Genomic DNA, 21,372 nt, shown 5'->3' on the forward strand with positions numbered 1-21,372 from the left:
CACGATGAGCATCGGTTACATTCTCGGCGGCGGAATCAGCCACGATCCGGGTGCCGGATCCGAGCTGTACGACGCCTTCGAGGTGATGCGTGCGCTCTATGCGGACATCAGCGGATGGACCAGTCTGACGCCGGCACAGATCCGCACCGAGGAACTGCCCGAGGAGCAGGAGGCCCGGCAGTCGATCGGCGCCATCCGCCAGGCGGCGCTCGCCCTCGGCATCCATGACATCCTCGCGGAGCAGGGAATACGCCCCGGCGCGGTGGGTGGGCTGAGCCTCGGCGCGATGAGCAGCAGCTGCCTGGCGGGTTCGATCGACCGGGAGGCGTTCTTCGGTCTGCTGTGGCAGACCCGGCACACGCCGCCCCCGGCGCCGGACGCCCCCGCACAGGGCCTCGCGCTCGCCTTCGTGCCGATCGGGGAGAGCACCGAGAGCTACCACGAGCCGGCCCGATCCGGAGTCCACCTCGCCGGCGACTTCGGTACCGCCTTCGACGGCACGAAGGCCATGCTGATGCTCGCCGGCTACCAGGACGCACTGGAGGCGCTGTCCGCTCAGGTTCCACCAGGGACGGTGGTGATCCTGCCCGGCGTGACGACGGCGGTGCACAGCCCGCTGCGGCAGGCGGCCAACGACTTCCTGGCGCCGTACATCGAGGCGGTCGAGTTCCGCGCGCCCACGATCCCGCTGGCATCCTGCCTGGAGGCCAAGGCGTTGACCACCGGCGACCAGGTCCGCGATCTGTTCCTGCGCAACGCCGTCACCCCGATCAGCATGGTCCACCTGATCTCCGGCCTCGCGCTCAGCGGCACCCGGCTTGGAGTCGTAGTGGGCCCGGCAGTGCCGGAAGGTGTCATCGCCTTTCCGTTCCCGGTCGTGCATGTGGACAAGCCGGAGCACCTCGCGGATCTGACCACCGCCATCTACGACCTCGGTATCGACCTCGCGCTCCCACAGGAAGCCTGAGGTGCCCGCGACGGTGGGGTCGGCGGCGAGGTCGCGGTACACGGCGCTGACCGAGCAGTGGCTGGCCGAGGACCTCGACGCCTGGACGGCGCGGGTCGTGCGGCGCCACTTCGACCCCGAAACCGGCAGTCCCTACTGGCTCGCCCGCGCCGCCGACCTGCCGTTCGACCCGCGCGACATCACCCGCTACGACGAACTGACCAGCTTCGGGCCGTTCCCCCTCGACGTCCTGCGCGAGGCGGATCCGACCGGGTTGGTGCCCCGCACCGTGCCCAGGCCGTTGGCCGGGCGGATCTGGGAGTCCGGCGGCACGACCGGCAGCCCGTGCCGGGTCTTCTACACCCCGGAGATGATCCTGCACCGGGGAGTGTGGCGGCGCTGGTCCTTCGTGACCGAGGGATTCGAACCCGAGCGCCGCTGGCTGCACGCCACCCCGACCGGCCCCCACCTGATCGGCAACGGCGCCTGGGAGATCTCCGAGCTGTACGCCTCGCTGGTCTACGGCATCGACATGGATCCCCGCTGGGTCAAACGGCTGATCCGCGCGGGACGGCTCAAGGACGCGGCCGACTACACCGACCATCTGCTCGAACAGATCAGTACGGTGCTGGCCACCCAGCCGGTCGACTACCTGAACACCACCCCGGCACTGTTCGCGGCGCTGAGCCGGCGCCACCGGGACCTCGCGGGCCGTCTGGCCGGGGTCCGGCTCAGTGGCACCCAGCTCAGCGGGGACATGTACCGCGAGTTCGTCGCGGTCCTGGGCGGCGGCCCGTGCGGGGTCAGCTACGGCAACACCTTTGGCAACGCGGCCAGCCTGCCCGCCGAGCGCGACGGTGACCTGCTGCCCTACGTGCCCAACTATCCGCAGGTGACGATGGCGGTGGTCGACAAGGCCGACTGGCGGCGGACGGTCGGCTACGGCGAGGGTGGCCAGGTGCGCCTCACCGTCCTGCACGACGACCTGTTCCTGCCGAACGTGCTGGAGCGCGACCAGGCCGTCCGCTACGACACCGGCGACGGCTGGCCCTGTGACGGCGTGGCCAACGTCCGTCCGTTGCAGATCGCCCAGTCGGCGCCGGAGGGACTGTACTGACGAGTCCACGTGGCGCTGCCGTCGGCAGCGAGATGCTCTCCCGCGCCGTCACCGGGACTTCCACAGCGACAGCACGTAGTGACACCGTCCGGTGGTGCCGTGACATCGTGCTGACCCTGTTGTCCCGGCGGCACATTGCTCTCTGGTGCCGGGTCGTGGCCACCGGGCGGGACCTGTCCGGCCTGACAAGCTCCTTCGACCACCTCGGATAGTGCGCTACGACGCATGCGGCCACGGCGAGGTGACGGGTACGCCGACCCCCGCGTCGTACACCTGGCCGCATCTCGCCTTCTGAATGGCGTCCTTCCCACTCCACCTGTCGGCCAGGGGACACGGTCATTCGTTCTTCGTGCGGTCACGGTGCTGATGGCCCGTGTTGTGGCGTTGGGCTTCCTGCTCGGGCCGGGCGGCGGGTGGGCGCTGGGCATCCGGCTTGCGGCGACCGGCCTGCCGCCGGCGGATGTGTGTCAGCGTCTCAGTCTTCCTCGTCGTCTCCGCGCCGGCGGTGCGCTCGCTCGGCGACCCCGCTTGAAAGTTTGTCCGCCACCGATCTGGCCCGGCCGAAGGTCGCGCTACCAAGACGCCTGGCGGCATCGACGCCCTCCACTCCCGTCTTGAGTCCCGTCTTGAGCGCCTTACCCTTTGCCTCCGTGGCCGCGTCCACCCATCGTTTCGCGTCCAGGGACTGTCGACCGCGTTCGATCCCGAGCCGTTCGTGGAAGTCGACGACGGCGATCGTGACCTGGTTGCTCGCCTGCACCACGGCCGGGGAGGCGGTCGGGTGCAGCAGCACCTTCGTGTTGGCTGTGCTGACAGCGGCGTCCATCCGAGCCAGCAGTCGCTCGGTGCTGCGTGAGAGGATCTCCATCCGGTTCTGCCGGGCAGCGCGAAGTGCGAGGCGATGCCGGTCGAGCTCATCCGGAGAGGAATCCAGCACGCGGTCGAGTTCGAGCACGGCGACCGCGTCCTGCAGTTGCCAGCAACGAGCCAGAACGGCGAGCCACTCCCGAACCGTGACCTCGGCGTCCCTGGATGCCTTGGCGAGATCACCAATCTTGGTCCTGTGCTCCAGCCGCTCGGTGAGTGCGTCGAGCTGACGCAACGCGTAGGCCTGGGTTCGCGCGATCGTCATCGACGTGGCCTGCGTCTTCGCCCACGTGATCTCGGAGACCCGACCCACCTGCTCTCGGATGGTCAGGGCCTCCTCGATGACGAAGCCCGCTCCGATCATGTCCGCCACCACCGCGTCCTTCTGGGCGCGCAGCACGTCATCGAGCTTCTCGTCGATCGCCGCGAGATAATCGGTGATCTCGTTCATGCTCTGCTGCATCGCAAGCTGCGCCATGAGCCCCGCGGCACCGGCCAGCAACGCGGGGTTGGTCAGAAACGATCCGGGCGTCCTCGTCAGTTCGAGAAATCCCTTGATCCTGCCGTTCTCGGTCAGGACGGCACGGCTGGCACCAGGCGTCGAACCTTCCATCAGCCCGTACTTCTTGAGAGCCTGCGCGGACTCCTTGGTCAACTTCACCCAGCGACCCGAGCCGGCCGATATCGCGGAACCTGCGTGCGCGGCTCCAGCCGCGGTTCTGAGGGCTGATCCAAGCCTTGGCAGTCCGAGGTCCTTCGACGGCAGCCCTTCGGAGACGAGGAAGCGTTCGACGGCCTGCGGACTTCCGATGACCGCCAGGCCGTCACCATCGCTGATCAGTTCGATCTCGTCATCCATCGTCGGCTCCCGAAGTGGCGCTTCATGGTGGAGAGCCTGGGCGCTGTGCGCCGCGATGACCGGGTAGGGGTCAAGGTCTCCTCCGATGACGGAGATTCTCCCAGTGCCTATCCGGACGACCTCGACGTGCCCGCCGCTGCCATCGCCTGCCCAGACCTGAAAACGTTCTGTCGCTCCGACGAGCTCGGCTTGGCGGTGACCGGCCAGCGTGCAGAGCCGGATCGGTCGGTCCTTGCCTGCCGCTTGCCGTCGTTGAGGCACTGCGGGCTGTCGGTTATCCGGCGCCTGTCATCGAGCGGGCGGTCCAGATCGGTCCGGCCGTCGCGGTCGTCCAGGAACTCCTGCCCGGGAGAAGATCGACCATTTCACGCACCGGCACGTGGACCGGCCGTTGGATCTCAACGACCGTCAGGAAGGCATGCTGTCCGGGCGACCGGAGGTACCGCCGGTCCGGCTCCACCGTCGCGAGGCCCGACAGGGCGCTGATCGAGCTACGGTAGCTCGGAGCAGGTTGAGCTCTGGTGTGACTACTCAACGCTACGAACGTTAGCGGGCGGCTGTCCTGCTGGTACCACCGCAGCCAGCTACCGGTTGTGTCGGCACTTCCTGTTTCGCGGCGGATGCACGGCTCCTGGTCACAACCGTCCCCAACGCCAGGCACGGAGACGCGAAGAGGGTGCCGGCGGTCAGCGGTGAGTGAGGTGCCTCTTTTCTTCCGGACAGTGCTCCCTACTAGAATAGGGGCAGCGCGGAAGGGATGACAGTTGACGCAGAAGCGTAGAAGGTTCTCGGCCGAGTTCAAGGACGAGGCTGTGAAGATGGTGATCGAGACGTCCCGTGCGATCTCCGATGTCGCACGGGAACTTGGCATCCTGGAAGGAACCCTCGGAAACTGGGTCGCGACCTACCGGCGGGCCCACGCCGGCGAGGCACCACCACCGACCGCGGATGAAAGCGCCCGGCTACGCGAACTTGAACGCAGAACCGTGAGCTGCGCATGGAGAACAGCTTTTTGAAAAAGCCGCAGCGTACTTCGCCAAGGATCATCGGTGAGCGACACGTTCGAGTTCATCTTCCGCTACAACACGACACGCCGCCACTCGGCACTCGACTACCGTACCCCACGACAAGTCCACGACGAATACCTGAAAAAACAGCCTGCAGCGTAAATCGGCTTAATAGTGACTGTCCGGATTCAAAAGGGCACATCAGTCGGCCGGCTTGGTTCCTGGCCGGTCATGATCGCCGCCCCGGTCGGAGACGGCGCGCCTAGGCTTGCGGGCATGCCCGACACGCAGTACGAGCAGCTCCTCCGTCACGTGCTGGACACAGGCGCCCGCAAGGCGGATCGGACCGGCACCGGCACCCGGTCGATCTTCGGCCGCCAGTTGCGGTACCGGCTGGCCGACGGCTTCCCTCTGATCACAACCAAGAAAGTTCACTTCCGCTCGATCGCGTATGAGCTGCTGTGGTTTCTGCGCGGCGAGGCGAACGTGTCGTGGCTACGGGAGAACGGCGTCACGATCTGGGATGAGTGGGCAGCCCCGGACGGCAGCCTCGGCCCGGTATATGGAGTGCAGTGGCGGTCTTGGCCGACCCCGGACGGCGGACACGTCGACCAGATCAGCGACGTGCTGCGCACGTTGCGCGAGGATCCCGACTCCCGACGGATCATCGTGTCCGCGTGGAACGTCGCCGACCTTCCACGGATGGCGCTGCCGCCGTGCCACGCGCTGTTCCAGTTCCACGTTGCCGACGGCTTGCTGTCCTGTCAGCTGTATCAGCGCAGCGCGGACCTGTTCCTTGGCGTGCCATTCAACATCGCCAGCTACGCCCTGCTCACCCACATGATCGCAGACCAGGTGGGTCTCGGGGTCGGTGACTTCATCTGGACCGGCGGGGACTGCCACATCTACGACAATCACACCGACCAGGTTCAACGTCAGCTCATCCGCGAGGCGAGGCCGTTCCCGATGCTGCGACTGGCCCCAGCCGCCAGCCTGTTCGACTACACCTACGCACACCTCACACTCGACGGCTACGACCCGCACCCTGCCATCGCCGCACCGGTCGCGGTGTGATCGGGCTCGTCTGGGCGCAGTCGGCGAACGGCGTCATCGGGCGCGACGGCGCCCTGCCCTGGCACCTACCCGAGGACATGGCGCACTTCCGCGCCCTGACCACCGGCGCGACCGTGCTCATGGGCCGTCGTACCTGGGAGTCTCTACCGCCCCGGTTCCGGCCGCTGCCGGGCCGGCGCAACCTCGTGCTCTCGCGCACCGCGCAGCCCAGCGTAGAAGCCTTTCCCGACCTGCCCCGGGCCCTCGCCGCGGCGTCGGGAGACCTGTGGGTGATCGGCGGCGCGACGGTATACCAGGCGGCACTGCCATACGCCGACCGGATCGTGATCACCGAGATCCGCGAACTCTTCGACGGCGACACCCACGCGCCGGACGTCGGCCGCCCACCGAAAAACCTCGGGGCTTGGCGAAAGTCGTCGACCGGCCTGCACTACCGGTTCCTCACCTGGGACTAACCCCCGTTATTATCAAACTGATATTCTGAGGCATCGGAATTCGCAAAGCGAATAAATCCTAGTTTGCTGGCCTTGTTGCCCCGAAATAGTCGTCTCCCGCTCACCTGTAGGGGGCGATTTTAACCACCTTCCCGCGCCCCGGAGCTGTGATCATCTGCTCGTTTCCGATGTAGATCGTGACGTGGTGGATGTTGGTGGCGGTGCCGTAGAAGACGAGATCGCCGATCTGGAGTGGTTCCCCGGGTGGGACGACGGGTCCGGCTGCATACTGGGTCTGCGCGGTGCGACATTCGCGTCCCCGAGTCGGATACCGAGGCCTCACACGCCTCGTACAGCTGGTCAGATATCGTCGGTCGGCCCTCTCACGATCTGTTCACGGGCCGACGTACTCGAAGACACCGCCGTCCGGATGTCGCAGCACGGCACGGTGGCCATTGGGAGTCTTGGCCGCGGGAGCCACGATCTCAGCCCCAGCCGCCGTGGCCAGCGCAACCGTCGCGTCCACATCCGTGACAACAAGCGTCGCGGCGACGCCAGCCACTATGCGCACCGCCTCTTCGGGTCCGCTGAACAGCAGAAACGGCCCGACGCTCGCCAGGTGCACCCCCGCGAAGGCGAACCGGGATGAGGAAGCACCGGTCACCTGCTCATAGAAAGGCACAGCCGCGTCCAGATCCTCAACCTGTCGCCGAACCACCGCAGACCTGACTGTCATGATTCCATCATCCCAGACAGCGTCCCCTGACGATCCGTCGCGCTACCCGTACTGGAGAACAAAAACCTCGTGACCCGCGCGGCTGGCTGCCCCGGCTGGATGCCGCCGGCCGTCTCCGACCGAGCACTGGCCGATATCCACGTCTGCTATCCCGAGCTGACCCTGCACGGGCTACTGCGCCCCACGGGCAAAGCGGTACTGCTGACGGGCTACTACCACGGCGCCCCTGCCGCGTTAAAGATCTTCACAGGTCAGTGGCACGTCCTGGAACCGGACGTCGACGTCGACGTCCGGTTCCAGTCGGGCCCGGCGGCAGCCTCCAACGCGACCGCGAGGATTTTGATCAGGCGGTTGTGTCGTTTGGACGCGCTGGGGCTGGCGACGACCATCCCGTCCACGATCTCGATGCCCGCGCACTGCTCGGCAGACCAGGAGTCGTACAGCTCCGCGGTGATCTGCTGATGCATCCAGGCAGGAGCGATCATCTCCGCGGTGATGGCGCACCTCCCTCGGACGACCCGACCGACCTGATCCCTGCGCACCGCCGGTTCCGACGTCGGAGTTCGCCGGGTTCCGGTTCCCACCCGAGGCGATCGTCCTGGCAGTCTGCTGATACCTGCGGTACGCCCTGTCGTACCGTGACGTCGAGGAACTCCTCGCCGAACGTGGCCTCGAGATTGATCACGTCACGGTCTACCGGTGGGTGCGCTGGTTCACTCCGCTGCTGATCGACGCGGCCCGGCCATGCCGGCACACACCGGGTGATCGTTGGTTCGTCGACGAAACGTAGGTGAAGGTCGCCGGACGATGGACCTATCTGTACCGGGCCGCCGGCCAGTTCGGCCAGGTCATCGACGTGCTGGCCGCCGAGAAGCGGGATCTCGCCGCGGCCCGCTCAGCCAGTCGATGGCCCGCTGGCGGGACGGTCGGCGACGAGGATGCGGGTGCCGCGCAGTGACTGACGATGCCGTGCCGGGGTGTCGAACCGCCGGGCCAGGACGAGCAGCGTGTCGTCGCGGGTGACGGTGAAGCCGCCCGCCGCGACGGCGCGGCCCATTGCCCGTGGCGTCCACGCGGAGCGGTTCGGCTCCCGTGCCATCGGGTTCTCGCTGCCGGTGAGCCGGCTCAGCACCGCTGCGGTTCCCCGGCCAAGGGCGAACCCCGGTGTCGGCGAGTGATACTGGATGATCAGCCGGCTGCCGGGTGCGGACCGCGCCGCGATCACCTGCAGCGTCCCGAGCGTCTGACCGCGGGTCAGATAGGGCACGACGCCCTCCCAGATCCAGACGGTCGGCGCCGACTCGCGGTGCCCCGCGGCGGCCAGCGCGTCGCCGAGGTCGTCCCGGCTGAAGTCCACCGGGACGTACACCGGCGCCGAGACGGGCTCGGCCAGCCCGCCGGCCCGCTCCCGCTTCTCCCGTTGTGTCGCTGGGTGATCGACTTCGAACACCGGTATCCCGGCGAGTTCGCGCAGGTGCCAGGCCCGTCCGTCCAGGCCCGCGCCGAGGATGACCACCTGTGTTCCCGGCGCACTGTGGCGCGCCACCTCCCGGACGGCGTCATCGATCGTGACGGTCCGCGGGGCCATCGCGTCACCGCAGGCCCGCACCATCTCGAACGCCATCCGTGGCCCGGCGCCGACGGGCATCGCGTCGGCCCGCACCTGCTCGACGACCACCCGTTCCGCGGGACGCAGCAACGCCAGCGCCGTCGGATCGTCGAACCGCCCGGGCGCCAGCCGGCCGTGCGCGACCGCCCGCCCCTGACAGACGAGGATCGCGGTTCGACTTGCCCCGCCGGCCCCGCCCATCACCCGGTGCCCTCGCCCACCCGGACGTGCCCACCCGAACCGCCGCATCGTCGCGTACCTCCGCACCGTCCTAGCCGGCCCACGATACCGACCCTCCGCGCGATCCCCGACCTCCGCGCGGTCCCCAACCACCGCGCGGTCCAGAGTGTTTGGATGATCCCGTAGGTTCGCGGAACCCCGGCAGGTTCCGCTTCCCGCACGGCGTCAGCTTGCGGCGTCGGGACTGTTTCAAGATCGGTGTTTCCGGCCCGACACGCCGGGCCGAGGTCCGGCGGGATGGGCACTGTGAGTGATCACATCGGGTGGTATGACCCCTCGCAAGGATGATCGTGGGTTGGGGCGGCAGGTGTCGCCGGAGCAGGCCGCCGCGGTGGCGATGGTCGCGGACGCGAAGGCGCGGGGTCTGGCGTTGACCGGTCCGGACGGCCTGTTGAAGCTGTTCACCACAACGGCGCTGGAAACAGCCCTGCAGGAGGAGATGGTCGAGTATCTCGGCCATGAGAAGAACCATGCCGATCCGGATCGGGAGAGTACGAACATCCGCAACGGTAGTCGGACGAAGACCGTTGTTTCGGAGGTCGCCGGCGATGTTGAGATCATGGTTCCGCGGGATCGGGAAGGAACCTTCGAGCCGCAGATCGTGAAGAAACGCCGAGAGCTACTGATCAATCATGCCGGAAACACCGTTGGCGACACAGTCCCCACCCCGACGGTCGTCCACCACGGCCAAGCCGACAGCGTCCATCAGGCCCGCGCCCAGGTCCTCGACGCCGCCTACGCCGCCCACCCGGAACGGTTCATTCGCCGAGCCCCGACCCCGCCCGAGCTCCCCACGCCAGCGTGGATCAAACGACCCGACGAGCAGGAGACCGGCCAGCCAACCAACTAATTTCCCGAAGAACCTGCCTCAAACAGCTTGACGGATTCCGTCCTTAGCGGGGCTTTCTCGCGTACCGGATCATGGCGGTAAAGACCGCTGGCGCGGCGAGCCGATCGAAAGAGTTCGTACGGCCCGCCGCCACCGGGTGATGGGCTGCCCGTCGTTGCCGGGCAGTATGGATCAGTATCCAGGGCGGGTGGCCCGCGAGGTCAGCACGTCGTGCAGGATGTTGACGCGGCGCTGCAGGTAGCGAACCTGTGAGCCGAACCAGGCGGGTGCCCAGAACCACGCGGTGAAGACACCGACCCGGGTCGGTGAGCCAACGACGGCGTGTGCGGCATTCAGACGCTTGGCTGTGGCACCGAGGCCGACGAGGGCCCAGAACGGGATGAGCTGGTTCCACCATCGGCTGTTCGCTCGCCGCGGCTCGCCGAGAACCGCGGCCAGCTCGCCGTTGATCCGGTCATACCAGACGAGGTAGTAGATGGAGAACGTGAGCGCACAGAGCCACCACAGGCCCCAGGCGCCCTGCTTTTGCGGGACGGGCGCAGCGGCGCCGATCGGCGGACGAGCCGGGGCGCCCGCCCAGCCGGGCTGGGGCGGCAGCGGCGGATTCGGCACGAGCGCCCCATACGAAGCCGGCGCCGGTTGCACGTCGGCACGTGATGCGGCCGGATATTCGCTGCCGATCGGATAGTTACCTGCTTCAGCCATCGGACCTTCCCCCCACGGACCATCCTGGATGTCCCCGACGACCGAAACGTCGCCGGGGACACCGGAGTGTAGCCCTGTGCTTGGCGACCGCGAAGAACTCGTGGGCCCTCGGGCACCCGGCCACCGAGGATGCCCTCATCGACGGATCAGCCGGCGGCGGATCTGCTCCAGATCAGCAGACGTGACGCCGGCGGCGAGCAGGTAGGTCTCGGCGTCGAAACCGTCGGCGATGTCCAGGACGGCTTGGTGGGCGGTGGTGTTGTGGGCGGCGAGCTGGGCGTCGATCAATGGATTCTGGTTGTCGACGCCGACCGTGCCCGCGGCTGCCGTGGCGTTCGGTAGTCCGGGTCTGATCTCGTCGTCGTTGCGCAGGTCGACGACCGTTCGAAGTCCGGCGGCACGGGCGGCGGCCCAGCCGGCGTCGGTGCCGAACCGCGGATCGCCGGACCGGTAGTAGACGCCGTACCGGGTGGCCCCGCCGCCGCGGATCGGCAGGCGGCCGAGATCCCGGGTGTTGACGAACCCCTCCCAGTCGACGCCCCGCCGGGCCGCTGCACTGTCGGTCATGGCTGACATCATTCCATTTCGTTGCGGTCGATCCGCCGGTGGTCGGCGCATCGGACTGCCCCTGGCGCCGAAAAACGACGGCATGACTGCTCGCGACAGTACATTGACGGGATTTTGCCGCACGGCTGCGCCTTCAATTTGACCGGCTAGTCGAAGATATTTCCTACCCCGCTGATGATCCGTTTTTCCGGACGTGCGGGAACCCGTTAATCTGCCTTCGGCGACGATGAGTTCGCCGTTTTCCATAGGCGGAGGGAATCATGAAAAGGACCGTACGGATCCGAATTTCCGTGCTCGCCATCGCTGGCGCGACGGCGATGGCGCTGGCGGGGGGTTCGGCCACAGCTGCCAACGCCTCGGACGGCTGGGGCGGCAAGGACAGGGGCTGGAATAACGACAGCTGGGAAAAGGGTTGGAAGGATGACAGCTGGCACAAGGACGGGTGGGACAAGGATGGTTGGCACAAGGACGGCTGGGGCAAGGACGGGTCGGATAAGGACAAGCGAGGCGAGGACAGAAAGGACAAGGACAGCTGGGACTGGGACTGGGACTGGTGATCGTCCGGGACCGGTGATCGGAAGAACGCCGCCCGGCCATCTTTCTCTGGCCGGGCCGCACTGACCGATTATTGCCGGTAAAAATGGTCGGCCGAATTCTTTGACGACCGTGACCGCGACCGCAACCGCGACGCCTGCGGCGACGTCGCAGGTATTCATGAGATTGCCCCCGGGGTCGGATCGCGACGCCCGGCCCTGGGGGCAATCAGCTGCCTGCTGCGGCGCGGGGTGTCCGACCCTTCCGATTCCGCGTCGTCCTGGCGGCATGCGGTTGCCCTGCCGCATCGGCGTCACGGGTCCCGGAACGCCCTCCGATAGGCGCCAGGGGTCGTGCCGAGCCGAGCGCGGAAGCAGCGGCGCAGGTTGACAGCGGAGGCGAGCACCAGCGGGCCAAGCCCGACCAGCCCGGCCAGCCCCACCCAGGCCGAGGAGCCGGTGATCTCGTAGATCTGCAGCGGAACCGCGACCGCGGTGAGCTGAGCTCCCACTGTGGTGACGACCGTGGACGCCCACAGCCGCCGGTACGGCTTCACCCGCAACGGACGGAGATCAGCCGTGAACCGCACGCGTCTCCTCCAAATCATCTTCGGAACTCAATGACCCGTCAGTCATCGTGGCCTACTGCTCCTCGGCATGGGGTCAGTCCCCAGGGTCGCGTGTTCGCCTGTCGCGTGTGCGGCGTGCTCCCCGTATCCGGACGTCACTCCATGTGCCGGTTCGCCTGGGTGCTGGCGGTGTCCCGGCGGCTGGGGGCCCGTCCCCTGGGCCAGCGCAGGACGTGGGGTGCCTCCGGTAGCTCGTGGTCGATCAGCACGTGGGCGTGATCCCGAGGTGCGGCGGAGGCCTGGTAGAGCTGTTGGCCGGGCAGGTAGCGCGCCTCGTAGCGTTCGCGGACGGCGGCGGGCGAGCCGAACAGGGCGGCGTCACGCTGCAGTGCGCGGCGTAGCGACTCGGCGGGGCTGATCTGGAGGAACACGGTGAGGTCCCAGCAGTGGCGTAGCTCGTCGCGGAGGAGGAAGACGCCGTCGACGATGCAGACCGCGTTGCTCGGTGCTTCGCGGGTGGGGCTGTCGAGCGGGGAGTCGTTGAGATGGTCGAATACGGCCGTGCGGTAGCGCCGGTCACCGGCGGGGCTCAGCGGGTCCAGAAGAAGGCGTCGTAGGGCGGTGTAGTCGAACGCGTCGAGGAAGTAGCCCTGCGGGGACAGTGGCCCTCGGCGGTGACGCGTGGTCTGGGGCTGGTGGAAGCCGTCGACGCTGGCGCGGATGACGGCTCGGCCTCGGTCGGTCAGTGTGCCCGCGAGCTCGTCCGCCAGTGTCGTCTTGCCGGCAGCGTCGGGGCCGTCGATCGCGACACGCAGCACCCGGTCCGGGCATGTGCCCAGCAGCAGGTCGGCGAGCGAGCTCAGGACGCGGTCGCGGGAAGGTTCCGGAGCGGGATCGTTGATCATATGACGTGACGGTAGCGAGGAATCGCCCGGTCATCGGCTGTGCCCGCCGGGGGTGTAGTGAGCCCAGGTTCCGCCGGCGTCGGCGCGGTACCACTGTGCGTCCTCCCCACGCCCGTGGGGTGATCCGTGAGGGCCCGTACCGCACTGGACGAGATGGATCCTGTCTACACCGGTGGACAGCCGCCGGCCGCCCGGATGGACCAGGCCGATGTCCAACGCCCTTGTCCAGGCGTCTCGGCCGGCTGGAAATTGTTCAGAGGTTCGGTGTCGCGAGTGTCTGGCGGAGGGCGTCGATGGCGAGTCGGCGGTGGGAGATCGCGTTTTTCTGTTCGGTCGGCATCTGTGCGAGGGTGTGGACGCTGCCGGTGGGTGTGAAGATGCTGTCGTAGCCGTGGCCACCGTCGCCATGTGGCTGTGTGGTCAGTGTTCCGTGCAGGGTGCCGGTGACGACGTGGACGCCATTGTCGTCGGCGTAGCCGAGGGCGGTCGTGGCGATCGCGTGGCGGTCGGTCACGCCGGCGGCCATGTCCAGCAGGCCCTGAATGCCGACCGTGTTCAGGAACCAGGCGACGAGGGCGCCGGGTAGGCCGTTCCAGGCGGGTAGGGCCAGGCCGGTGTCGTCGACGAGTACCGGGCGTTGCAGCTTCGCGTAGGCGTCCTCGGCTTTGCGTTCCACCACGGTCGCGACGTCGAGGGACTGGATCTCGATGAGCTTCACCGTGGTGGTGGCCACGGGGACGCCCAGCAGGCTGGAGTATTCGCGAGCCTTCCCTTCGTTCCCGGTGACGATCGTGACACGGTCGATCATGGGTGCTCCCTGACGTGAGTCCGAACGCGAGCGATCTGGTTCGATCCTGGATCAGGACGGTCTTAGGATCTGCCGCTCGTCCTGTATCCGCTGCGGCGTCGTGGCTGAGCCCGAACGTGAGCCCGAACGCGAGCCAGGCCGTGAGCCCGGCCGGGAGCCCGAACGCGAGCCAGGCCGTGAGCCCGGCCGGGAGCCCGAACGCGAGCCAGGCCGTGAGCCCGAACGCGAGGAATGGGAGTGTTCGTGGCATAGCGCGTTGCAGTTCCCACCAGGCGAGGCTGGTGGTGTGTAGGCGGTGTTCGAGGTGGCGGGCGAGGAAGGTGAGGTACTGCTCTGCCTGTTGGGGGGTCCAGCGGGGGGTGGGTTGGTCGGGGTGGGGGCGGTAGGCGGCGGGGATGAACTCGGTGAACAGGTGCTGTTCGATGGCGTCCGGGGTGGGCAGGGTGGTGAGGTCCGTGGGGTTGGGGAGGCCGAGGGTGGATTCGCGCGGTCGCGGGTTGTAGATCGTGCTGGTGAGGCTGCCTGCGAGTGGGGTCGTGAGCGCCTGGGCGAGCGGTGAGGTGGGGGTTGCCAGCGCAGCCAGGACGGGTGCCCACCGCACTGATCCATGCGTGCCTGCGTTGGCCAGCAGGTAGTCGCCCATCGCCGGTGCGGTCAGGGGTGTGAGATGGATGCCGGCGGCGCCAGCAAGGTGGGTCGACGGCCAGTCGGGACGGGGGTGCACGGCGGCGCGGAACTCGCCGGGGCGGCTGCTGACGATAAGCCCGACGTTGCCGCGCAGGCCGTCGTTGAGGGCGACGAGTACCTGGTCTCGGCCGTCGGCGAAGATTTCGTCGAGACCGTCCAGGACGGGCAGGATCAGGCCGGCGTCGAGAAGCGCACCGGCGCGGGTGCGGCCGGTCGCGGAGTCCACCGCGGCCAGGTGGGCGTACTCCCGCAGGATCTGGGACTCCAACCAGGTGTAAAGGCTCGGTCCGGTCGGGTTCCAGGCGGCCAGCGGGAGCAGCAGTGGCACCGGATCGCCGGGCTGGCGTCGGTCGAGCAAGTCCAGGACGAGACGTACCAGCAGAACCGTCTTCCCCGCGCCAGCCTCCCCGAGCACGACGAGGCGCTTACAGGGGCTGCGCTCGTAGGCCGCCAGCAGCGCACCACCCCCGGCGAGATCACCCGGGCCGCTGCCTGGCGTTGCGGACGCCGGTCCGTTCCCTCCGCCTGCCGCCTGCCGTTGCAGCTCGGCCCAGGGACTCACCAGGTCGGCGTCGACCTCCTGCCAGAACACCTTCAGGGACGACCCGCGGACCCTGCGGCGCCTGGCCTCGATGTCCCACTGATCACGCACCAGGTCGGCGAGCCGGTCGGCGACTGTGGCGATGTCCCAAGTCACCGGTGCGGGCAGCGATCTTGTCCGCGAGGAAGGCGGCCACCGGCAGCAGCACGCTCAGGCCAGCGACAAGTGCCGCGGCCTTGCCCTGCCCGCTCGCCCAGACAACGCCGCCGGCCATCAGGCCGAGCGCACCGGCGATCCACCACACCGGGCGCGATGCCTTCCTATATCCCCCGTTGACTCTTATGTGAGCAATCATCAACCCTGCGCCACCTCGCACCGATATGTGGACCGGCGTCGCGGCTCCAGGGCTCGACCTCGCCACCGCGCGGCACGCCCGTTCATTCGGCGACCGCGTGTGCCCAACCGCACACCCAGGCGACATTGCGGGCGCTACACGCACGATGATGAGCACATGGGGAGATCGCGGACGAGACGGACAGGGGTCATCGCGCTTCTGCTGTTGCTCGGGTCGACGGTGGCCGCGCTCGTGCTGTACCGGCGCTATCACCTGACCAACGGGGCGGCGCTAGTCGGGCTGGTCGGTGGCGTCACGGGGCTGACGGGACTATGGCTGACCTGGGCCGCGTTCAAAGCGGACCGCGAGGAGACCGCGGAAGTCGCGGCCGGGAACCTGACCTTGCCCGCGATCGCCGACCAGCTGGCGATCGCGGTGCGCCGTCAGTGGGAGGACGAGGCGGCGCTGCGCCGGTTGAACGACCCGTACCCGCTGCCGGTGCGCTGGGCGCCGGCCGACAACACGCTGGTGGACGACTGGGGGTCGCTGGTCCGCCTGGCGACTTCCGGGGCGGGCTGGCCGCCAGCGGCGCAGCCGGTGGCCTGGGCGACCGGACCGGGCGGGCTCGCCGGAGGTGACGCCGAGCTGGTGGGCCTACTCGACCAGGTACCGACCGGGCGGCTGGTCGTGTTGGGCGAGCCTGGGGCGGGCAAGACGATACTCATCGTCCGCCTGGTACTGGGCCTGCTCGCCGAGGGCCGACGAGCTTCGGGTGGACCGGTACCGGTCCTGGTCACGTTGGCGTCCTGGAATCCCCGGGAGCAGACCCTGTACCAGTGGCTGGAACAGCGGCTGGTCGCCGACTATCCCGGCCTCGCCGAGCTTGCCCCGGGCGGTACCGGGGGCAGCCGGGCACGGGCACTTCTCGACGCCGGGCTGATCCTTCCCGTTCTCGACGGTCTCGACGAGATCCCCGACCCGGTCCGCGGGGCCACGATCGCCCGGATCAACGACGCGCTGCGCCCCGGGCAGCGCGTCGTCCTGAGCTCCCGCACCGTGGACTACCAACAGGCCATCTCCCCACCCGGCAGGCCCGAGATCCGCCTGACCGGGGCCACCGGCATCGACCTGCTCCCGCTGGACGTGGCAGTGGTCGCCGACTATCTTCGCGGCTCCGCGGGCGGCCCGGCCGGCGTCGCCCGCTGGGACCCGCTGCTGGCCGCCTGGCCGCCGCCGGTCGCCCAGACGCTGACCACCCCGCTGATGGCCACCCTCGCCCGCACCATCTACAACCCCCGCCCCGGCGAACCCGCCCTCGCCGCCGGACGCACCCCGGCCGAACTCCTCGACCCGACCCGCTTTCCCACTTCCACCGCCGTCGCGGAGCACCTGTTCGACGCCTTCATCGCCGCCGCCTACCGCCCCCACCCCGACCGGGCCCAACGCTGCCCCTGGCCGGCCGCTGACGCCGAACGCTGGCTGATCTTCCTCGCTCGCCACCTCGAACACCTCGGCACCCCCGACCTCGCCTGGTGGCAGCTTCCCCACGCCCAGCCCCCCAGGCGACGTCGCCTTCTGTTCACGATCGCGGGCGGGCTCGTGGTCGGGCTCGCGGCCGGGCTCGTGGCCGGGCTCGCGGCCGGGCTCATGGACGGCTTCGCGACCGGGCTCGCCATGGCGCTCATAGCCGTGCTCACGTTCGGGCTCACCGGCGGGCTCACAGTCGGGCTCGCGGGCGGGCTCACGGGCGGAGTTCAGCCACCCAGGCGGGCGATACGGTGGCGTGCCCCCTCAGTAGCCAGGCTCACAGGAGGGCTCGTGATCCCGTTCGTGCTCACGGTCGTGCTCACGGTCGTGTTCCCAACCGTGCTCCCAATCGTGATCGTGATCGTGCTCCCATTCGTGCTCCCATTCGTGCTCCCATTCGTGCTCCCATTCGTGCTCGTGTTCGTGATCACGGGCGTGCCAGCAGATCTCGCGGAGGCTGCAAGCTCGGCCTCGATTCTCCGCCGAGATAGAGCCGCATTCCGTTCACTCGTGATCGTGGTCGGGCTCGTGGTCGGGCTCGCGGCCGGGCTCCCGTTCGGGCTCGCGTTCTGGCTCGAGGCCGGGTTCCCGTTCGGGCTCGTGGTCGGGCTCGCGGTCGGGCTCGCGTTCGGGCTCTCGGGCGGGCTCGCGATCGGGCTGGGTCAGACAGCGTGGGGCGCCTTCATGCTGACCCGGGTCTGGCTCGCCGCCCGCGGCCGGCTCCCCCGCGACCCGATGGCCTTCCTCGCCGACGCCCACGAGAAACGAGGCGTCCTACGCCAGGTCGGCGCCGTCTACCAGTTCCGCCACATCGAGCTCCAGCGCCGGCTCGCCAACCGGTAGCCGCCGGTTATGCGCGACCTTGAGAATCGGGCCAGCCACGGTCGCTCCGACTGGAGACTGGAGCGATCATCCTGCGGCGCAGAAGAATCCGCCTACAGTCACCGACCCCTCCGGGCAAGCAATCGCGCGAGCATCCGCACCGTCCTGGCACCCGGCTGGCTCGAGGCCGCCGCCGAGGTCGGGCATGTCCTGGTCGGCTACGGGCCGAAGATCGGCGTGCGTACCCCACCGGGTGCCCGGTCGTGGCATGACGCCGACCGCCGCGGCGAGTTCACCGACGCCACCCGCACCGGCCTGGCCGCCGGGGGACTGGTCCGCTGGACCTGACCACCAGCGGCGGCCTACGCGAGGCGGCCGAACAGGTCCCTCATCCACCAGTGGTCTTTGTTCACCACTCCAGCTTTTCGTGCTGGTAGAAGAGGTGGCCTGTCGGCCCGGAGGCAGGCAGGTCGGTGAGCCAGAGAAGGTCGCGTGCTGCTTCTGCGGGGGTGCGGTCGGCGCTGGCAGGGCCGATGCGGGTCTGTACGCGGCCTGGGGAGGCGGCGTTCACGAGGATGCCGGTGCCGGCGAGCTCGTCGGCAAGAATGCGGGTCAGTGCGTTGATCCCGGTTTTGGAGATGCGGTAGGAGGGGCTACCGGATTTCATATCGCGGAGTACGGCCATGTGGGTGGTGAGGTTGAGGATGCGCCCATAGCCGGCGGCGTGCATGTGCGGGATGACGGCGGCGCACATCCGCCAGGTCCCGAACAGATTCGTGTCGATCGTGCGGTGCGCCGCGTCGAAATCGGGGCTGGCCGCGAGCATGCGGGCGTCGATCGCCACGGCGGCGTTGTTGACGAGGATGTCGATCCGGCCGAAACGAGCGGCTGTGGCGGTGACGGTCTGGGAGATGGAGTCCTGGTCGGTGAGGTCGATGGCTGCCGGGTGGACGTGGCTGCCGTGGGTTGAGAGTGCCAGGGCGGCCTCGTCGGCCGCCTGGCGGCTGCGTGCGGCAGCGACGACGTGAACACCAGATCCGGCGAGCTGCCGGACGAGCTCAAAGCCGATGCCTCTGTTGGCGCCGGTGACGATCGCAACACGGTCCGGGCTCATGCGCAGGCCGCCAGTTGACGGTCGAGCTCTTCGATAGCCGGGTCGGCGCGATGGACTGCGAGGCGGGTCCGCACCTCGGCGATGCGGCTACCGTTGCGTGCCGAGGGCGCCTCTTCGAGGTGGGCCAGGGCGTCGCGGGCGAAGGCGGTGGCCTGATCGAGGTCGCCGAGGTCGGCTTGGACGGCGGCATGCCGGAGAAGGTAGGTCGCCCGGTCGCGTCCGCGGGCCAGGCCGTTGTGTGGGTCGAGTGCGAGAGCGAAGTACCGGTCGGCAGGAGCCAGGGCACCCAGTTCCACAAACGTCATCGCGACCTGGGCGCAGTACTCTGCGTCGTCGAAATACCGAACCCAGACCGGGTCGTTGTCCTGGGGGCCGGCCGCATGGTGAGCTCCGGCCTCGGCGAGGGCGGCGGTGCACTCGCGGTGCTCGCCGAGCGCGGCGTGTGCGCGAGCCTTGCGAACGGCGAGCATGGCACGGGTGCGAGCGGTCCCGCCTTGCCCTGCGGCCAAGGCGGCGTCGGCGACCGACAGCGCTTCCGCGCGCCGACCGACATCGAGGAGCTGCAGGGTCATGTTCTTCAAAACATTTGCGCCGAGGACAGGGTCGCCGGCGCTGTGGGCGGAGTGCAGCGCGGCGCCCCAGTAACGCTGGGCGGCGGCATGGTAGCCGGCGTCGCAGGACGCCCAACCCGCAAGTCGGGCCAGTTCGCCCGCTGCCCCCGCGAGTCGCCGTCCCTGCGTGTCGGTGTAGGTGGCCTCGTTGAGCAGGTGGGTGACCAGTCGCAGCTCCGCGTCCACAAGGTGGCGGACGGTGGCGCCGCCGAGCTGGTCCTCCAGCGCGCGAAGCTGGGGCAGCCGGGCCTCGATCTGGGCGATGGTCTTCGCGCCGATGCGACGGCCTGCGGTCTGTTCCAGTCCGGTACCGGGTGGCAGTGCCTGCCATCCTCCGGCGAGCACGGCGAGGACCGGTCCAGTCTGGGCGACAAATGCACGGCGATCCACCAGCGCGTCCTTCGTGACGTCGTTGAGTACGCTCCTCGTGCCCGCTGACGTCCAGGGAATAACCGGCCTGGCGTCCGCGAAGGCAATCGCGAGCAGGTCACCGCCGGCGTTCAAGGCACGGTCGAGTGCCGCGGCGGTTTGTCGGCTGGGTAGTCGCTTCCCAAGTTCGAGGTCGCAGATGTGCGATGTGCTGCAGTGCGCCCGTGCGGCAAGTGCGCGGATGGACGTCTGCCCGCGCCATCGGCGCAGCGACTCCCCGAACGTCTCCACGCGCTCATCATCGCCCTGTCGGGGCAGGTGTGACGAGTCACTGCCGGTCGCAGCGTGTCCGCAAGTGTCCGCTGTTCGCCGCCGTCGTGCGGACAGCGGACACCGTTGCGGACAGGCAGGCCTTTCCGAGAACCCCGCGGAGGCGCAACGATGCGACTCGAGCGTCACGCTTGATTACCAAAAGTCACTTCAGGAATGTTGATCCGGGCAGGGAAATCGATTCGACTACCGAAATTCATTGTAATGATAGATCTAACTACCAAGAGTGATCGCGGAGAGCTTCATAGCTGGCGCTGCCTCACTGCATCGCTCGGGGACGTGCTGGCCGGGTCGAGGTCCAGGGGCATAGTCGAGCGTCGCCACCCGCCATCAGGACCCGTGCAGCGACCCGGACCTATGGCTGGTCACCGACCTGTGGGAATACCAGCGGCCGTCCGATCCACGGCGGCCTGTGCACATCCGGAGAGGACACCAGGATGAGCCTTGGCACGATGGGCAGTGAGGGCCTCCGCCGCAAGATGGTCGCCGATCTGGCTGCTGACCATTCGGCGAAGGGGCTTGTGCTGCGGCCCGAGGTGGAAGCGGCGCTGCTGGCTGTCCCCCGTGAGCTGTTCACACCGGGTCTTCCGCTGGACGAGGCGTACAACCCGAACACTGCTGTCCTGAAGAAGATGCGCGGTGCGGAGGCCATCAGCTCTGTTTCGGCGCCGTACCTGATCGCGGAGATGATCGGCCAGGCAGCGAACGCGCTCGGCGGCCTGCGGAACCCGTCAAGCTGTTTGAGGCAGTGTTGTTCGAAAACTAGCTACTTGCCGGTTCCGGGTCTGGCTGCTCCTCGTCGGGTGGCCGGTTGATCCAGGCGGGTGCCGGGAGCTTCGGTGGGGTCGGGGGCCGGCGGATGAACCGTTCCGGGTGGGCGGCGTAGGCGGCATCGAGGACCTGGGCGCGGGCCTGACGGACGCTGTCGGCCAGGCCGTGATGGACGACTGCCGGGGTGAGCATCCCGATCCCGGAATGACGATGATGGTTGTTGTAATGGTCGAAGAAGCGCCGGCACCAGGCCCGGGCCGTCTGCAGGTTCTCGAACGAGCCCGGATAGTCCGGTCGATACTTGAGCGTCTTGAACTGGGATTCACTATAGGGGTTGTCGTTCGATACCCGCGGGCGGGAATGCAGGGCTGCGGCAAGTTTGCTGGGTAGCGACTTGTGGGTCGTGTCGAGGGTCTGCGGTGGATGTGGGATGTGAGGAC

General features: G+C 68.4%; 21 protein-coding genes and 6 pseudogenes. 12 read left to right on the forward strand and 15 right to left on the reverse strand.

Features of this window, described 5'->3' with window-relative positions; all coding sequences use genetic code 11:
- The first annotated feature begins 4 nt into the window (after positions 1–4).
- Both ND747_RS23055 and ND747_RS23060 read left to right on the forward strand, forming a co-directional pair.
- A complete protein-coding gene (locus tag ND747_RS23055) occupies positions 5–967 on the forward strand; it encodes a hypothetical protein (protein WP_251736285.1) in 963 nt (320 codons plus the stop codon).
- 1 nt (position 968) lies between these two features.
- On the forward strand, positions 969–2,063 hold the full coding sequence (locus ND747_RS23060) for a hypothetical protein (protein WP_251736286.1): 1,095 nt from the start codon (positions 969–971) through the stop codon (positions 2,061–2,063).
- Positions 2,064–2,538: 475 nt separating this feature from the next.
- Here the strand turns inward: ND747_RS23060 and ND747_RS23065 are convergent, their stop codons facing one another.
- Positions 2,539–3,789, reverse strand: coding sequence for a hypothetical protein (locus ND747_RS23065; RefSeq protein ID WP_251736287.1), 1,251 nt, complete (start codon positions 3,787–3,789; stop codon positions 2,539–2,541).
- Between the two features lie 126 nt (positions 3,790–3,915).
- On the opposite strand from ND747_RS23065, the pseudogene ND747_RS30220 reads away from it, so the two are divergent.
- The 4 genes and pseudogenes from ND747_RS30220 to ND747_RS23080 all read left to right on the forward strand — a co-directional run.
- Positions 3,916–4,080: pseudogene (locus ND747_RS30220) on the forward strand (ISL3 family transposase); the annotation flags it as partial.
- Positions 4,081–4,553: 473 nt separating this feature from the next.
- Positions 4,554–4,805: a transposase gene (locus ND747_RS23070; protein ID WP_251736288.1), complete on the forward strand. Its 252-nt coding sequence runs from the start codon at positions 4,554–4,556 to the stop codon at positions 4,803–4,805.
- 267 nt (positions 4,806–5,072) lie between these two features.
- Positions 5,073–5,870 (forward strand): thymidylate synthase, encoded by a 798-nt coding sequence (locus ND747_RS23075; RefSeq protein ID WP_251736289.1) that lies wholly within the window; start codon positions 5,073–5,075, stop codon positions 5,868–5,870.
- Positions 5,867–6,325 (forward strand): dihydrofolate reductase, encoded by a 459-nt coding sequence (locus ND747_RS23080; RefSeq protein WP_251736290.1) that lies wholly within the window; start codon positions 5,867–5,869, stop codon positions 6,323–6,325. The genes ND747_RS23075 and ND747_RS23080 overlap by 4 nt, the downstream gene beginning before the upstream one ends.
- 100 nt (positions 6,326–6,425) lie before the next feature.
- On the opposite strand, the gene ND747_RS23085 is transcribed toward ND747_RS23080, so the two are convergent.
- The 3 genes and pseudogenes from ND747_RS23085 to ND747_RS23095 all read right to left on the reverse strand — a co-directional run.
- The gene (locus tag ND747_RS23085; protein ID WP_251736291.1) at positions 6,426–6,647 is read right to left on the reverse strand and encodes an NlpC/P60 family protein; all 222 of its coding nucleotides are present in this window, start codon (positions 6,645–6,647) and stop codon (positions 6,426–6,428) included.
- A gap of 51 nt (positions 6,648–6,698) precedes the next feature.
- Positions 6,699–7,040 (reverse strand): VOC family protein, encoded by a 342-nt coding sequence (locus ND747_RS23090; RefSeq protein ID WP_251736292.1) that lies wholly within the window; start codon positions 7,038–7,040, stop codon positions 6,699–6,701.
- Between the two features lie 249 nt (positions 7,041–7,289).
- Positions 7,290–7,525 (reverse strand): annotated as a pseudogene (locus ND747_RS23095) (Uma2 family endonuclease); the annotation flags it as partial.
- Positions 7,526–7,656: 131 nt separating this feature from the next.
- Here ND747_RS23095 and ND747_RS23100 point away from each other — a divergent pair.
- Positions 7,657–7,935 (forward strand): annotated as a pseudogene (locus ND747_RS23100) (DDE-type integrase/transposase/recombinase); the annotation flags it as partial.
- Here ND747_RS23100 and ND747_RS23105 read toward each other — a convergent pair.
- Positions 7,936–8,898 carry a class I SAM-dependent methyltransferase gene (locus ND747_RS23105; protein ID WP_251736293.1) on the reverse strand — a complete coding sequence of 321 codons (963 nt, stop codon included), beginning with the start codon at positions 8,896–8,898 and terminating at the stop codon, positions 7,936–7,938.
- A gap of 286 nt (positions 8,899–9,184) precedes the next feature.
- On the opposite strand from ND747_RS23105, the gene ND747_RS23110 reads away from it, so the two are divergent.
- Positions 9,185–9,739 carry a transposase gene (locus tag ND747_RS23110; protein WP_251736294.1) on the forward strand — a complete coding sequence of 185 codons (555 nt, stop codon included), beginning with the start codon at positions 9,185–9,187 and terminating at the stop codon, positions 9,737–9,739.
- 171 nt (positions 9,740–9,910) lie between these two features.
- On the opposite strand, the gene ND747_RS23115 is transcribed toward ND747_RS23110, so the two are convergent.
- Complete coding sequence (locus tag ND747_RS23115) at positions 9,911–10,444, reverse strand: hypothetical protein (RefSeq protein WP_251736295.1); 534 nt, start codon at positions 10,442–10,444, stop codon at positions 9,911–9,913.
- Positions 10,445–10,579: 135 nt separating this feature from the next.
- On the reverse strand, positions 10,580–11,011 hold the full coding sequence (locus tag ND747_RS23120; RefSeq protein ID WP_251736296.1) for a tyrosine-protein phosphatase: 432 nt from the start codon (positions 11,009–11,011) through the stop codon (positions 10,580–10,582).
- Positions 11,012–11,301: 290 nt separating this feature from the next.
- On the opposite strand from ND747_RS23120, the gene ND747_RS23125 reads away from it, so the two are divergent.
- Entirely contained in the window at positions 11,302–11,568 is a 267-nt protein-coding gene (locus ND747_RS23125) for a hypothetical protein (protein WP_251736297.1), read from the forward strand.
- A gap of 377 nt (positions 11,569–11,945) precedes the next feature.
- Here ND747_RS23125 and ND747_RS23130 read toward each other — a convergent pair.
- The 5 genes and pseudogenes from ND747_RS23130 to ND747_RS23150 form a co-directional block, all read right to left on the reverse strand.
- Positions 11,946–12,152, reverse strand: a pseudogene (locus ND747_RS23130) (MFS transporter); the annotation flags it as partial.
- 116 nt (positions 12,153–12,268) lie between these two features.
- Positions 12,269–13,018, reverse strand: coding sequence for a uridine kinase (locus ND747_RS23135; RefSeq protein ID WP_251736299.1), 750 nt, complete (start codon positions 13,016–13,018; stop codon positions 12,269–12,271).
- Between the two features lie 253 nt (positions 13,019–13,271).
- Positions 13,272–13,826 carry a non-canonical purine NTP pyrophosphatase gene (locus tag ND747_RS23140; protein WP_251736300.1) on the reverse strand — a complete coding sequence of 185 codons (555 nt, stop codon included), beginning with the start codon at positions 13,824–13,826 and terminating at the stop codon, positions 13,272–13,274.
- Positions 13,827–14,616: 790 nt separating this feature from the next.
- Positions 14,617–15,210 (reverse strand): annotated as a pseudogene (locus ND747_RS29890) (NACHT domain-containing protein); the annotation flags it as partial.
- Positions 15,158–15,358, reverse strand: coding sequence for a hypothetical protein (locus ND747_RS23150; protein WP_251736301.1), 201 nt, complete (start codon positions 15,356–15,358; stop codon positions 15,158–15,160). The gene ND747_RS23150 and the pseudogene ND747_RS29890, both read right to left, overlap by 53 nt.
- A 207-nt stretch (positions 15,359–15,565) precedes the next feature.
- Here ND747_RS23150 and ND747_RS23155 point away from each other — a divergent pair, with 207 nt between their 5' ends.
- Together ND747_RS23155 and ND747_RS23160 are read left to right on the forward strand one after the other, a co-directional pair.
- The gene (locus ND747_RS23155; RefSeq protein ID WP_251736302.1) at positions 15,566–17,758 is read left to right on the forward strand and encodes an NACHT domain-containing NTPase; all 2,193 of its coding nucleotides are present in this window, start codon (positions 15,566–15,568) and stop codon (positions 17,756–17,758) included.
- Positions 17,759–17,767: 9 nt separating this feature from the next.
- The gene (locus tag ND747_RS23160; RefSeq protein WP_251736303.1) at positions 17,768–18,085 is read left to right on the forward strand and encodes a hypothetical protein; all 318 of its coding nucleotides are present in this window, start codon (positions 17,768–17,770) and stop codon (positions 18,083–18,085) included.
- A gap of 61 nt (positions 18,086–18,146) precedes the next feature.
- Here ND747_RS23160 and ND747_RS23165 read toward each other — a convergent pair whose 3' ends face one another.
- Entirely contained in the window at positions 18,147–18,851 is a 705-nt protein-coding gene (locus ND747_RS23165) for an SDR family NAD(P)-dependent oxidoreductase (RefSeq protein WP_251736304.1), read from the reverse strand.
- A complete protein-coding gene (locus tag ND747_RS23170; RefSeq protein WP_251736305.1) occupies positions 18,848–20,122 on the reverse strand; it encodes a helix-turn-helix transcriptional regulator in 1,275 nt (424 codons plus the stop codon). The genes ND747_RS23165 and ND747_RS23170 overlap by 4 nt, the downstream gene beginning before the upstream one ends.
- 476 nt (positions 20,123–20,598) lie before the next feature.
- On the opposite strand from ND747_RS23170, the pseudogene ND747_RS23175 reads away from it, so the two are divergent.
- A pseudogene (locus tag ND747_RS23175) lies at positions 20,599–20,883 on the forward strand (methyltransferase, FxLD system); the annotation flags it as partial.
- 40 nt (positions 20,884–20,923) lie between these two features.
- Here the strand turns inward: ND747_RS23175 and ND747_RS30225 are convergent.
- The coding region (locus tag ND747_RS30225) for an integrase core domain-containing protein (RefSeq protein ID WP_374216305.1) at positions 20,924–21,372 on the reverse strand (449 nt) is incomplete at its 5' end.

The organism is Frankia sp. R82 (assembly GCF_023716925.1).
GTDB lineage: Bacteria > Actinomycetota > Actinomycetes > Frankiales > Frankiaceae > Frankia.